The organism is Nocardia thraciensis (assembly GCF_054782435.1).
On record NZ_BAAGSM010000009.1, the window covers coordinates 195,509 to 208,939 of the forward strand.

Annotated in this window: 13 protein-coding genes and 1 pseudogene; 13 read left to right on the forward strand and 1 reads right to left on the reverse strand. The window is 70.0% G+C overall.

What is annotated here, in order from left to right; translation table 11 throughout:
* Positions 1-105 precede the first annotated feature (105 nt).
* The 3 genes and pseudogenes from ACYVLQ_RS03270 to ACYVLQ_RS03280 all read left to right on the forward strand — a co-directional run.
* Complete coding sequence (locus tag ACYVLQ_RS03270) at positions 106-1,125, forward strand: aldo/keto reductase (RefSeq protein ID WP_460695860.1); 1,020 nt, start codon at positions 106-108, stop codon at positions 1,123-1,125.
* A 465-nt stretch (positions 1,126-1,590) separates the two neighbouring features.
* Positions 1,591-3,882 (forward strand): RelA/SpoT family protein, encoded by a 2,292-nt coding sequence (locus ACYVLQ_RS03275; protein WP_460695877.1) that lies wholly within the window; start codon positions 1,591-1,593, stop codon positions 3,880-3,882.
* 70 nt (positions 3,883-3,952) lie between these two features.
* Positions 3,953-4,150: pseudogene (locus ACYVLQ_RS03280) on the forward strand (alpha/beta hydrolase); the annotation flags it as partial.
* Positions 4,151-4,449: 299 nt separating this feature from the next.
* Here ACYVLQ_RS03280 and ACYVLQ_RS03285 read toward each other — a convergent pair.
* Positions 4,450-4,698, reverse strand: coding sequence for a hypothetical protein (locus ACYVLQ_RS03285; protein ID WP_460695861.1), 249 nt, complete (start codon positions 4,696-4,698; stop codon positions 4,450-4,452).
* 420 nt (positions 4,699-5,118) lie between these two features.
* Between ACYVLQ_RS03285 and ACYVLQ_RS03290 the strand changes: the two genes are divergently transcribed.
* From ACYVLQ_RS03290 to ACYVLQ_RS03335, 10 genes are all read left to right on the forward strand, one after another.
* Entirely contained in the window at positions 5,119-6,720 is a 1,602-nt protein-coding gene (locus tag ACYVLQ_RS03290; protein ID WP_460695862.1) for a cutinase family protein, read from the forward strand.
* 57 nt (positions 6,721-6,777) lie between these two features.
* Entirely contained in the window at positions 6,778-7,755 is a 978-nt protein-coding gene (locus ACYVLQ_RS03295) for a hypothetical protein (RefSeq protein WP_460695863.1), read from the forward strand.
* A 16-nt stretch (positions 7,756-7,771) separates the two neighbouring features.
* A complete protein-coding gene (locus tag ACYVLQ_RS03300; RefSeq protein WP_460695864.1) occupies positions 7,772-8,647 on the forward strand; it encodes a MinD/ParA family ATP-binding protein in 876 nt (291 codons plus the stop codon).
* Positions 8,644-9,321, forward strand: a complete 678-nt coding sequence (locus ACYVLQ_RS03305) for a P-loop NTPase family protein (protein ID WP_460695865.1) — start codon at positions 8,644-8,646, stop codon at positions 9,319-9,321. Before ACYVLQ_RS03300 ends, ACYVLQ_RS03305 begins: the two co-directional genes overlap by 4 nt.
* The gene (locus tag ACYVLQ_RS03310) at positions 9,318-9,614 is read left to right on the forward strand and encodes a hypothetical protein (protein ID WP_040748909.1); all 297 of its coding nucleotides are present in this window, start codon (positions 9,318-9,320) and stop codon (positions 9,612-9,614) included. The genes ACYVLQ_RS03305 and ACYVLQ_RS03310 overlap by 4 nt, the downstream gene beginning before the upstream one ends.
* Entirely contained in the window at positions 9,614-9,874 is a 261-nt protein-coding gene (locus ACYVLQ_RS03315; RefSeq protein WP_460695866.1) for a hypothetical protein, read from the forward strand. Before ACYVLQ_RS03310 ends, ACYVLQ_RS03315 begins: the two co-directional genes overlap by 1 nt.
* A gap of 14 nt (positions 9,875-9,888) precedes the next feature.
* The gene (locus ACYVLQ_RS03320; RefSeq protein ID WP_460695867.1) at positions 9,889-10,548 is read left to right on the forward strand and encodes a hypothetical protein; all 660 of its coding nucleotides are present in this window, start codon (positions 9,889-9,891) and stop codon (positions 10,546-10,548) included.
* Complete coding sequence (locus ACYVLQ_RS03325) at positions 10,545-11,387, forward strand: hypothetical protein (RefSeq protein WP_460695868.1); 843 nt, start codon at positions 10,545-10,547, stop codon at positions 11,385-11,387. Before ACYVLQ_RS03320 ends, ACYVLQ_RS03325 begins: the two co-directional genes overlap by 4 nt.
* Positions 11,381-12,226 (forward strand): hypothetical protein, encoded by an 846-nt coding sequence (locus tag ACYVLQ_RS03330; RefSeq protein WP_460695869.1) that lies wholly within the window; start codon positions 11,381-11,383, stop codon positions 12,224-12,226. The genes ACYVLQ_RS03325 and ACYVLQ_RS03330 overlap by 7 nt, the downstream gene beginning before the upstream one ends.
* Positions 12,220-13,431: hypothetical protein (locus ACYVLQ_RS03335; RefSeq protein ID WP_460695870.1), on the forward strand; the 1,212-nt coding region annotated here is incomplete at its 3' end. The genes ACYVLQ_RS03330 and ACYVLQ_RS03335, both read left to right, overlap by 7 nt.

The window sequence follows — 13,431 nt, forward strand, 5'->3', positions numbered from 1 at the left end:
GGAACAATGTTCCGTATAGTTCTAGCGGAACAGCGTTCCGCTTGTTCAGAATGCCAGAACCGGCAGGCCGAGGCCAGCCGCGCACACTCTCTCGAAGGAACCGTCATGCGATACCGCACCTTGGGCCGCACCGGCGTGCAGGTCGGCACCCTCGCGCTCGGCGCGATGAATTTCGGCGCGATCGGGCGTACCAGCCAGGACGACGCCACCGCACTCGTCGACGCCGCCCTCGCGGCCGGGATCAACGTCATCGATACCGCCGACATGTACAGCCGCGGCGAGTCGGAGGAGATGGTCGGCCGGGCCATCGCCGGGCGTCGCGACGACATCGTGCTGGCCACCAAGGCGAATATGCCGATGGGCGACGATCGCAACCAGCGGGGCAGCTCGCGCCGCTGGCTGGTCACCGCGCTGGACGACAGCCTGCGCCGGCTCGGCGTCGACCACGTCGACCTGTACCAGATCCACCGATGGGACCCGGCCACCAGCGACGAGGAGACGCTGTCGGCGCTGACCGACCTGCAGCGCGCGGGGAAGATCCGCTACTTCGGATCCTCGACCTTCCCCGCCTATCGAATCGTGCAGTCGCAGTGGGCCGCCCGCGAGCATCGCCTGAGCCGATACGTCACCGAACAGCCGGGCTACTCGATCCTGCAGCGCGGCATCGAATCTCACGTCCTGCCCGTGACCGCGGAGTACGGACTCGGCGTGCTGGTGTGGAGCCCGCTGGCCTCGGGCTGGTTGTCGGGCGCGATTCGCGCGGACCGGGAAATCGCCACCAGCCGTTCGACATTCATGCCGGAACGCTTCGACACCGCCGTGCCCGTGAACCGAGCCAAGCTGGATGCCGTCGAACAGCTGGCGAAGGTCGCCGAACAGGCGGGCCTGACCCTGATCCAGCTCGCCCTCGGATTCGTCACCGCGCACCCCGCCGTGACCAGCGCGATCATCGGCCCGCGGACCATGGAGCACCTGCGCTCTCAGCTCGCCGCCGCGGACACCGTCCTGTCCGGCGATGTGCTGGACGCCATAGACGCGATCGTCGCACCGGGTGTCGACCTCGCCCCGGCCGAAAAGCACGACATCGTACCGGCCCTGCTGGATCCGTCGCTGCGGCGTCGCTGATCGCCTGTTCGCCCGGGTACCGCGGCCACCGAAAGCGCTGCCGCACTTGATGAACCCGGAGCGGCGGCGGATCAGGTCACGGCAGCGGCCGGCGGAACCGACCCGGCGACCCCCGCCCCGCGGCGACATCTTCCGGCGCGTTCATCGCGCGCGGGCGCATCGACGCGAACTGCCCCGAGACCGATGTCGGTGCGCTATGACCGGTTATCGCCAGCGGACGGCCTGTGGTTACGTTCGATCGAGCCGCGCGGCGAGCTTGTAAGCGGCGGCGCCCGGCGCGTGTCACCCGACCGGATTAAAGTTGGTGGTCTGAGCCGATGGACCGGTCGGATAGGGTGGTCCGATCTAGCCGGGAGAGGTGGTGGCATGACTCAGCATCTGGAGAAGGCGAATGCCGAGCAATCGAGCGCGGGCAGCGACGCCGCTCCCACCACCGGCGACGCCACGGCCCCGAGCCCGCGCAATATGCCGATGCGCCAGCCGGGCACTCCGGCGGCCGTGCCCACCTCCGCCTCCCGCCGGGTCCGCGCGCGGCTCGCCCGCCGGATGACCGGTCAGCGCGGTATCGCCGCGGTCAAACCGGTGCTCGAACCCCTCGCCACGGTGCACCGCGAGCTGTATCCGAAGGCCAACCTGCAGCTGCTGCAGCGCGCCTTCGACGTCGCCGACGAGAAGCACGCCCACCAGTTCCGCAAGTCCGGCGATCCGTACATCACCCATCCCCTCGCGGTCGCCAATATCCTCGCCGAACTCGGCATGGATACCACCACGCTGGTGGCCGCGCTGCTGCACGACACGGTCGAGGACACCGGCTACTCGCTCGAGGAACTGACTCGCGAGTTCGGCGCCGAGGTCGCCCACCTGGTCGACGGCGTCACCAAGCTGGACAAGGTCAACCTGGGCGCCGCCGCCGAGGCCGAGACCATCCGCAAGATGATCATCGCCATGGCCCGCGATCCGCGGGTGCTCGTGATCAAGGTGGCCGACCGGTTGCACAACATGCGCACCATGCGCTTCCTGCCGCCGGAGAAGCAGGCGAAGAAGGCCCGCGAGACACTGGAAGTCATTGCGCCCCTTGCCCATCGGCTGGGCATGGCGACGGTCAAGTGGGAGCTGGAGGATCTCGCCTTCGCGATCCTGCACCCGAAGAAGTACGACGAGATCGTGCGCCTGGTCGCCGACCGCGCGCCCTCGCGCGACACCTACCTGGCCAAGGTCCGGGCCGAGATCGTCAACACGCTCGCCGCCAGCCGCATCAACGCCATCGTCGAGGGCCGCCCCAAGCACTACTGGTCGATCTACCAGAAGATGATCGTCAAGGGTAAGGACTTCGACGACATCCACGACCTGGTCGGCATCCGCATCCTCTGCGACGAGGTGCGCGACTGCTACGCCGCGGTCGGCGTGGTGCATTCGCTGTGGCAGCCGATGGCCGGGCGCTTCAAAGACTACATCGCCCAGCCCCGCTACGGCGTCTACCAGTCGCTGCACACCACCGTCGTGGGCCCGGACGGCAAGCCGCTGGAAGTCCAGATCCGCACGCAGGACATGCACCGCACGGCCGAGTTCGGCATCGCCGCGCACTGGCGCTACAAGGAGACCCGGGGCAAGCACTCCAATGACTCGACCGAGGTCGACGACATGGCCTGGATGCGCCAGCTGCTCGACTGGCAGCGTGAGGCCGCCGACCCGGCCGAGTTCCTGGAGTCGCTGCGCTTCGACCTGAAATCGCCCGAGATCTTCGTCTTCACGCCGAAGGGCGATGTCATCACGCTGCCGCAGAAGTCGACGCCGGTCGATTTCGCCTACGCCGTGCACACCGAGGTCGGACACCGCTGCATCGGCGCCCGGGTCAACGGGCGGCTGGTTGCGCTGGAGCGGCAGCTGGAGAACGGCGAGGTCGTCGAGATCTTCACCTCCAAGGCGCAGAACGCCGGGCCGAGCCGCGACTGGCAGAACTTCGTGGTGTCCCCGCGCGCCAAGGCCAAGATCCGGCAGTGGTTCGCCAAGGAGCGCCGCGAGGAGGCCCTCGAGGCCGGTAAGGAGCAGATCTCCAAGGAGGTCCGCCGGTCCGGGCTGCCGCTGCAGCGGCTGATGAGCGCCGACGCGATGGGTGCGCTGGCCCACGAACTGCATTACACCGACGTCTCGGCGTTGTACGCGGCCGTCGGCGAGAGCCAGGTCTCGGCGCATACCGTCGTGCAGCGGCTGATGGCCCAGCTCGGCGGCGTCGGCGACGTGGAGAACGAGCTCGCCGAGCGGTCCACGCCCTCCACCCTGCCCACCCGCCAGCGTGTCAGCGGCGACGCCGGAGTCGAGATTCCCGGCGCCCCGGGCACGGTCGCGAAGCTCGCCAAGTGCTGTACGCCGGTGCCGGGCGACGAGATCATGGGCTTCGTGACCCGCGGGGGAGCGGTCAGCGTGCACCGCACCGACTGCACCAACGCCGACTCGCTGCGCGCCCAGGCCGAGCGCATCATCGACGTGAAGTGGGCGCCGTCGCCGTCGTCGGTGTTTCTGGTCGCCATCCAGATCGAGGCGCTCGACCGCACCCGCCTGCTGTCGGACGTGACGAAGGTGCTCGCCGACGAGAAGGTCAACATCCTGTCCGCGTCGGTGATGACCTCCGGCGACCGGGTCGCCATCAGCAAGTTCACCTTCGAGATGGGCGACCCGAAGCATCTCGGCCACCTGCTGAACGTGGTCCGCAACGTGGAGGGCGTGTACGACGTCTACCGGGTGACGTCTGCGGCCTGAGCCGTGACGGGCGCCACAGTGGCGGCCGAACCGGCGCCGACCGTCGAGGCGCGATGTCGCGATGATGGCGAATGCCGCTGCGCGGCCGGGACTTTCGCTCGTGGCCACCGAGGACGGATACGTCGGCTCCGACGACCTGCGGGCTCGGGCGGCCGAACGCGCCGGCGCGCGCACGGCGGTACTCGACGGCCTGGGGCACTGGTGGATGGTGCAGGATCCGGCCCGCGGCGCCGAGGCTCTGAGGAGCTTCTGGAAATCGCTCGACTAGAAACTCGCCGCGCCGGACCGGGGCTCTGCGGCACGCGGCGGTTGGCGTGATACCGCCCTGAAAGCTGTTGGACGGGCCACGAGGTCGTCGCGGTCGACACCGGCGAGGGCCAGGGCGCACGGCACGGTGCCGACCTCCGCTGCCAGCACGCCGAGCAGCAGGTCCACGGGGCGCACAGATGCTGTGCCGGCATCGTCGACGAGCCGTCGTCGCGCGCCTCCGACTCGCCGCGCAGGATGATCCGATGCAGGTAGAGCTGAAATTCGTTGCGCAGGAATAGCTTGTCGAGCTGGAAGAACCTATCGATCGCGGCCGTCGCCACGCCTCCTCAAGGTGACACCGGCGGCGATGAGCCGCTTGGCATGTTTCTTGTGCACCGCCTGACGCGTGACGCCCAGCGCTTCGGCGACCCGCGGCCACCCCCACCCGGCCCGCATGGCCTGCTCGACGGCGGCGTCCTCGACCTGATCGGCCAGCCGCCGCAGGGCGACCACGGCGGTGAGCGCATCGGCGGGATCTTCGGGCGGGGAACTGTCGGCGCCTGACATGCAAGCAATCTTAGTTGACTAACTGCTCCGCAGTCAACTCGGGTTGCCCCTGTCTGCTCACCGCCCCCTCTCATCCGCGGCAACGGCACCCGTGTGGTGAGTTCGGTTCGCGGCGTGGGGGATCCGTGTGCGGGTCGCCGAATTGTTGCTACAAGTCACGAAACTCGACGGCCAGGGCTAGAATTCTTCCGGTCTGTTTACCGTCCTGACGTGGATTGTTCCGAGGATGCGTTCGCATTGTGCAGGATGCACTGCGTCGTTCGCTCGATTCTGTTACGGTCTATTGCGTTTCGGGGCACGCGGCTACGGCGGCAACTCGAACGCATGGTGATCGCCTGCGCAGCAAGATCGCCGACGACGGGTCGCCGCGGCACTCGGCCCTCCGAACTGATGCATACAGCTGGTGAAGGGGGTCAGGTCTTGCTGGCCACGCGCACAACCTGGGCCACGGTCGCGCTCACCGTCGCAGCGGTGACGGCGATCGGGGTAACCCCAGCACAGGCGCAGCCGTCCGGCCCCACCACCGAGGTCCCGATCGCCGTCTGCCCGGCCCTGTACGCCTTGGGAATTCAGGGCACCGGCGAATCCTCCCCCGACGCGGCCCCGACCACCGACACCGGCATGCTGTCCTCGGTATTCCTGCCGCTGCTGGCCGAGGCGCCCGAGAGCGGCCTGGTCGAACGGGCCTACGTGCCCTACGAATCCGGTTTCGGCGGCGCCGTACCCGGTGGCGCCGCGCCGTATTCGGAGTCGCTGGCCGGGGGTCTGTCGCGGCTGCGGGGGATGGCGCAGCAGGTCGCGCGGCGCTGCGAGCAGACCCGGTTCGCGGTCGTGGGCTACTCCCAGGGCGCCCACGTGGCTTCGATGTTCGCCCAGGAGATCGGCGCGGGCCGGGGCGTCCTGCCGCCGGAAAAGATCGCCGCCGTAGCGCTTTTCGCCGATCCCACCCGCAATCCCGGTGCGCCGCTGTTCCCGGGCTCGCCCGGCAAGGCGACGCCGGACGCGGCGCCCGGCACGGCGGGCGACCGGGTATCCGCGCTGCGGACGCTGGATCAGGAGCCCGCGGTCGGCGGCGGCATCGGCCCGGATCGGGACCGGGCGGTCAATTTCGGCGCGCTCACCGGCCGCGTGGCCAGCTTCTGCGCCGCGGGCGATCTCGCCTGTGACGCCCCCGCGGGCGCGCCGATCCTACGCGCCGTCACGAACGTGGCGGGCCAGTCCCAGCTCTCGGGCGGCGACCCGATCGCCGCGCTGGTGTCCATCTCCCAGGCGCTGGCCTTCACCTCGATCAAGACCGCCACCACGGTGGTGAACTCCGACCTGCAGGGCACCGCGCCCGCCTCGCTGTCCTACCAGCCGCAGCAGTCGATCTCGCAGCGCATCTCCGAGGCCTCCGATCCGCGCAGCCGCATCGCGCTCGCCGATCCGATGCGCGCGATGTTCAAGGTGGGGGTGATCGGCCTGAACGCGGTGGGCACCGCGGTGCGGACCGTGTTGAATCCCGCCGCCCTCGGCGAACTCGCTCGCGCCGCGCTGAACAACCCGCCGGTCGCGCTGGTGCTGCTCGCCACCAAGCTCGCCGGGGCGGTCACCCAGCTGGTCCCGCCGACGACGGTATCGCGACTGGTGAATCAGGCGTTCGACGCGGTCGTGCAGAACATCACCGACAACAAGGACCTGCTCGACACCGCCGCCTGGGTGCGGTACTGGGACACCGTCCAGCGCCACGGCGCCTACGCCACCGCGGCTGTGGACGCCCGCGGTGATGCCCCGGTCCGGTTCGTCGCCGACTGGTTCGCCGCCGCGGCCCGCGACCTGGTCGCGGCGCACGGCGGCCCGCGGTCCCCGAAAGGTACTTCGAACAGCCCGATTACCGGAATCTTGGCGCCGCCGCCCGGCGCGTCGAGTTCGCCGAATTCGTCGGGTACGGGACAATTTCCGTTTGGGACAGGCCCCGGCGGCGTGCCGTCGACCTCGCCCACCGCTGGTACCGCCAACGACTACCCGTTCTCCACAAACTGATCGCCGAGAGGGTCCGACGATGCTGCACGACGTGCCTGGCTCCGCGGGAAGGGGGGAATGTTGAAGTCGTACAAAGACTTGGAGCGCTGGTATCCGGCGCTCGAACCGCCCGGCGTCACGGCCCGCCCGCCGGTGCGCGAGCAGCCGTCGTTCGCCGAGGACGACGGCGCGTGGGGCGCGGCGCGCTACCCGCACTACATTCGCGACACCGAGCCCGAACCCTTCGACATTCCGTTCGCCGACGAGCCGCCCGGCCGCCGCAGCGAATTCGTCGGCGGCTGGAGCGACTGGGTGGGCGATCACGCGCCCGGCCCGGACGACGACTACCCGGAGCGCGACGGCGACGTCGTGCACTTCCCGTGGGACGACGAGGAGGACGATCAGTCCCCGCCGCCCCGCGAGCCCGTGGTGCGCGGGCGCATCGGCCGGGACGGGCCGGGCGCCGCCGCCTCGCCGCACACCCTGCGCGAGCGCACGCGCCCGGGCCGCTGGCGTACAGCGCTGGTGCTGTTGATCGCCGTGCTGTTGCTGGCGGCCGCCGGCGCCGCCGCGCTGTATCTGCTGCATTCCCGCGGCGGCTCAACGGATTCCGGCGCGCGCGCCGCCTCGGCGGTGCGCCTGACCTCGGTCACCGGCGACGGGGCGGCCGCGAATTTCTGCCCCACCGAGCGGACCGAGCGGATGATGCGCGGCGCCGAGCCGGGCGGCACCGCTTCCGGTCCGGACGCGATCATGTGGTTCCAGCATTCCTATTACGTCGAGCGGTCGGCCGAACGCGCCCGAGAGGTCGTGGCGCCGGCCGCCGCGATCTCGGGTGCGCCGGTGATCCAGCGCGGCATCGATTCCGTTCCGCTGGGTACCACCCACTGCGTGCGGGTGACCGCCGTGGGCCGGGGCGAGGAGGGGGCGGACAAGTTTCTGGTGGAGGTCACCGAGCGCCGGCCCGGCGCCGCGCCGAAGACCTACGGCAAGCAGACGGTCACCACCGCGGTGATCGACGGCCGCACCCTGATCACGGGCATCGCGGCCGGGTAAGAGGAGAGCTGAGACAATGGGACAGGACTGGAGCCGGTGGCTCGACGAGGCGCCCGACCCGGGCGACCCGGCGAGCGGTCGATCGCGCACCAAGGCTCCGGTGGTGCGGTTGGGCAAGCGTCGCGGCGGCGACGGTGACGACGGGCCGCTACCGCGCCCGATTCTGGTGGTGGGCGGCTGCGGTGGCGCGGGTACCACCACGACCGCGCTCGGTATCGCCGGTGAGCTGGGCGCCGCGGGCGCGCCGACCGCCGCCGTGGACGCCACGTCCGCGGGCAGCGACCTGGCCTTGCGCGGCGCCGACGAACATCTGAGCCCGATCAGCCTGCAGCAGTGGCTGTACGGCCGCGGCGACGACGAACCGGCGCCGCTGAAGGAATGTCTGTCGCAGGCCAGTTCCGGCATCGGCCTGCTGTGGCGCGACTCCGCGCCGCTGCGCCGCCGGGCCACCTACCTGACCGTCGCGCGCGCCGTCGCCGACGCCGGGTACACGCCCGTCTACGACGGTGGCAGCCCGATCGCCGGGCGGCACCTGCGCCCGCTGCTCGAGGACGCGGATATCGCACTGGTGCTGGCGATCCCGGCCCGCGCCGACGCCGCCAACCGGTTGCGCGTCACGCTGGAATGGCTCGACGACCAGTTCGGCGGCCCGGCCGAGGGGCAGGGTGGCGGCATCGTCGGCGACACCACGATCGTGGTATCCCATCAGCTGCCCGGCAACGATCCGGTGGTCGCGGAACATTTGCGGGAACATCTCACGGGCTGGGTGCGCGATATCCGCGAGATCCCTTACGACCCGGAGTTGGCCCGCGGAGAACTGGTGCGCCACAACACACTTGCCGCCGACACTCGGAGGGCATATCGCACGCTGGTGGCGGGGGTGGCATCATGACCGCGGCCATGAAGGAACAGGGAAGTTCATCGGAATCCACTGCCGGCGGCGAGAGCCCGGTCGGCACCGCGGGCGTTGTCGCCCCGCCCGAGGCGCGCCGCGCCCCCGTGTGGGAGCGCCCCGTGCCCGGCGTCGGGCGCGCCCCGCTGGTGTGGCTGCTCGGCGTGCACGGCGGTGCGGGCGCCAGCAGCCTCGCGCATGTGCTCGCGCCCGCGGCGGATTCGCACCGGCGCTGGCCCGGAGTCTTCGAGCACGAGTCCCCCTTCGTCATCCTGGTCGCTCGCGAGACCATCGCGGGGCTGACCCGCGCTCACGATCTGCTGCGCCAGCATCGCGCGGGGCTGGCCGGGCCGAGCGAGGTACTCGGCCTGATCACGGTGGCCGCCCGGCCGGGCCGGATGCCCGTCGAGATCCGCCGCTACCGCGATGTGGTCGGCTCCCTGGCGGGCCGGATGTGGCAGGTGCCCTGGCACGAGGAGTGGATGCTCGTCGAGCCCGATCAGCTGCCGGTGTGGTCGCCGTCCGATCCGCCCCCGCAGCAGAAGAAGCGCAAACTCGATCCGTTACAAGAGGTTCCGCACGACGTCGACGAGCTCGGCGCGAGCATCATCGATCTCATACGTGAAAAAGTAGCTAGCAGTTCGCACTTGGAAGAAGAAGAGGACGCTCGATGAGTACCATCCTGGCCGCCGTGCACGAGACGTACGGCGCAGTTCTCGCTCAAGTCGGGAATCCGACGCCCGAAGCGCCACCCGCGTCGGAGAAATTGCTGAAATTGGTTCGGTACTTCACGTGGTTCGTGCTGCTGTCCGGAATCATGGGAATCACCTACGCGGGAGGAAAATTCGCATGGGAGAAGTGGACCGGGGGCGGGCTGGAATCGCCGAAGATGGTGGCGGGGGCCATGATCGGCGGCATCATCGCCACCAGCGCCGGAACCATCATGAACGCGGTCATCGGTAGCTGATGTCCGCCGCGAGCGTGCTTGCCTACAAGCAGATGCCGTCCGAAGTGGTCGAGCCGATCATGCAGCTGATCGACTGGCTGCTGTGGGTCGTGCTGCTGTTCTGCCTGGCCTGGATGATCATCTCGGCCGGTCGGCTGTGGTCGGCGATGCGCGACGATATGGCCGTGAACGACGCCTCGCACGGCATCGTCATGAGCCTGATCGGAGCCATCGTGGCGAGTTCGGCGAGCGCGATCGCACTGACCATACTGCCGACGTGAACGGTTGGGCCCCTATGACTTCGGCCGAGATCGACGCGCCAGCGCACGCGGTGCACCCGCTGCGTCTGCGCCGGGCCGCCGCGGGCGTGCTCGGTGTCGCCGTGCTCGCCGCCGCCGGATGCGGCGGGGGCGAGCACGGCGACACGTCGAACCCGGATCCGGCGCGCCCGCCCAGCGGGGTGCGCTGGCAGCCGTACCAGGGCGTCGCCCTGCCGGTGACCGATCAGGGCCCCAGAAACGACAGCGACGGCGCCGCAACGGGATTCGATCGCACCCCGGCGGGCGCGGCGGTCGCGGCCATCACCCACTCGGTGCGGCTGTCGGTGGCCACCGACAGCCAGTGGTCCACGGTGGTCGCCCGGGAACTCGTGCCCGGACCGGCCCGCGACGAGTGGTCGGTCAACCGGGTGCAGCTGTCGATCACCGCTCCCGCGGCGGAGCAGTACGCCCCGCGCGTACTCGGCTACCGCGTGCTCGGCTTCACCGGAGACAGATCGAGCGTGGACGTCTACACCGAGTATTCCGACGGCTCGCGGGCGGTGAACCACACCACCGTCGAATGGTTCGACGAGGACTGGAGGTTACGCCTGCCCGAATCCGGCGCCACCGCGCGTCCGGTCGACTCCATCGCCGAATTGCCCACCGACATAGTGACATTGGAGGCTCCGACATGACCGGGAAGGATGCGGGCGGCTCGTATACCGATGCCGATCGCGGTATCTCCTTCGGCGTCATCGCATCGGCCGCGGTGCTCGCCTTGATCGTCATCGTCGGGGTCTTCATGTATGTCGGGGGGGACGATTCCGAGGGGGGCAAGCCGCCCGAGTCGCTCCCGTCGCCGGTAGCCGGGACGGGCGCCACCGGCTTCGCCGCGCCGGAGGTGGATCTGTTCGGTCGGCGCATCGATATCCCGAACAACCCTGCGGGACAACCACTGCTGCAGAATCCGGCGCTGGAGAAGAGCCCCGTGGACGAGGACTGGCTGACCGCCGCCCCCGCGGGCACCGCCGAACCCCGGGGCTGGCAGCGCGTGCACGGCGCCTCGGTGCCGTTCTCCACCAGTGACGGGCCCGCCCACATCGACGAGAACGGCCTGGCCGTCGGATACTCGCACACCCCGCAGGGCGCGGTGCTGGCGGCGGCGCAGATCACCTACCGCCTCAACGCCCGCCCGGCCGACCGGAACCTGTACACCCAGCAGGTGCGGGCGACCCCGCAGCAGCTGGCGGCCTACGACAAGGCGCTCGACGCGGGCAGGCTGCCCGAACAGCAGCCGGAGCGGGTGACCCGATACCTGGTGGCGCCGGACGCGTTCCGGATCGAGAACTACGCCGACGATATGGCCATCGTGCGCCTGGCCGCCCGCGGCCCGGTGACCGACGGTCAGCAGAAGTGGGCGGCGGTCCGGCTGGTCATGGTGTGGGATTCGGGCGACTGGCGGCTCAAGCCGACCGAGTCCAAGGGCTCGCCCACCGAGTACATCGACTCGCTGACGGGGTGGACGCCATGGTGAGCGGGCGCGGAGCGGGCAGCCCCGCACAGCTGCGGCTGCTGGGCGCCGCGGCGCTCGTCACCGTCGCGCTGGCGGTGACGGTGACCGTGGTGACGGTGCGGCGCGACGAGAGCGGGACGTCGGCGGGCGGCGTTCCCGTCCCTGTGGCCGATACCAGCACGGTGGTCGCGCCCGCCGCGGAAGGGTTCGGCGCACCCGAGACCGATATGTTCGGTCGCCGCGTCGATATTCCGAACAACCCTGCGGGACAGCAGCTTCCGCAGGATGCCGCGGCCCAGCGCCGCCCGGACGACCCGCGGTGGCTGAGCGCGGCGCCGAATCCCGCTGAGGCGCAAGGCGTCCGGCAGCGGGTGTTCGGCGGGCCGGTGGTCCGTTTCTCGGGCTCGGACGGCCCGGCCCGGGTGGAAGGCAAGGCGGCCACGGGTTTCGCGCACACGCCGCAGGGCGCCGTGCTGGCCGCCGAGCAGAACTTCTGGCGCACCAACGCGAACCCGAGCGATCGGGAACTGCTGCTTCGGCTGGCGGCGGTCTCACCGGAGTACCTGGCCGAATACGACCGGCTGCTGGCCGCGGGCAAGGTGTCCGATCGCCTGCCGGAGAAGCTGACCCCGCTGCTGTACGCCTCGGACGCGTTTCGCGTCGACACCTACACCGACGACCACGCGGTCGTCGACATCGCAAGAAAGGCAAGAGAAGTCATCGATGGCCAACCGACATGGGTCGGCATGCGTCTCGCGGTCGCCTGGCGTGACGGTGATTGGAAGCTGACGGCTGTGGACGGGCAACAACTGGTCCGGATCGATTCCCTGCGAAGCATCGAAGGGTGGACGACATGGTGAGGCGCATTCTCACGATCTTCGCGGTCGTGTTCACCGTCATGATCGCGACACCGACGGTGGCCTACGCACAGTACGGCTTCGACCAGACCTGCAACGAGATCCACGACGATCTCGACGGTCTCGGTCTGCCCGGCGTCTCGCTCGGCGACGCCGCGTCGGCCGCGTGCAAGGCCGGTAACGCCGCGACCCACCCGGGCGACGCCGCCGGCGCCGTGCGCGACAAGGCGTGGGACTCCACCTTCGGCAAGGTGGTGGACTCGCTGATGAACGGGCTCGGGCAGGCGCTGATCCTCGCGCTGACCTTCTGGATGAAGGTCCCCAACGAGCGAATAAGCAACGGCGGGGAGCTGTTCCAGAGAATCAACGACTACACCTATCAAGCCCAGATTCTGCTGTTGATAGTATCGGTGATCCTGTCCGGCGCCAGATTGGCGGAGGCGCGGCGCGGGGCCGCGCTGAACGAGGCGGGCGAGTCGTTCCGGATGTTCGCCAGGGTGGTGTTCAGTTCCTGGATGCTGGGCGCGGTGATCGTCGCGGGCACCCAGGCCTCGGATCGCTTCTCCGCGTGGGTGATTCAGGATGCCACCGACGGCAACGCCAAGAACATCGCCGAGTTCATGGTGAAAACGGCGAAGCTGCAGGCGTTCTCGCCGGGCCTGGTGCTGATCATCGCGATCGTCGGCCTGCTGGGGGCGCTCGCGCAGATCGTGCTCGCCATCGTGCGGCAGGGCCTGCTGGTGGTGGCCGCGGGTGTGCTGCCGCTGGCGGCGGCCGCGTCGGGGACCAGTACCGGCAGACAGGCGTATCCGAAGCTGATCGGCTGGATCATCGCCTTCATGCTCTGGAAACCGGTGGCCGCCATCGTCTACATGATCGCCTTCGTGGCCATCGGCAACACCGACGATCTGACCACCACCGCGGGGCTGCCCGATGCCGATCAGGCGCAGCGCATGCTCGTGGCGATCGTGCTGCTGTGCAGTGTGGCGTTCGTGCTGCCCGCGCTGATGCGCCTGGTCACCCCGGCGGTCGCGATCGTCGGCAGCGGCGGTTCGGGTCTGGCCGCCACCGGTGGCGTGCTGCTGGGCGCGGCCGCCTTGGGCGCGGTCGGCACCAAGGCCGTCGGCGTGCGCAGCCAGGCGGCCGCGGGTGCGCCCGGCTATGTGGGCCGCGGCGGCGGGCGGCGCCCGTCGGGCGGCGCCGGTGGC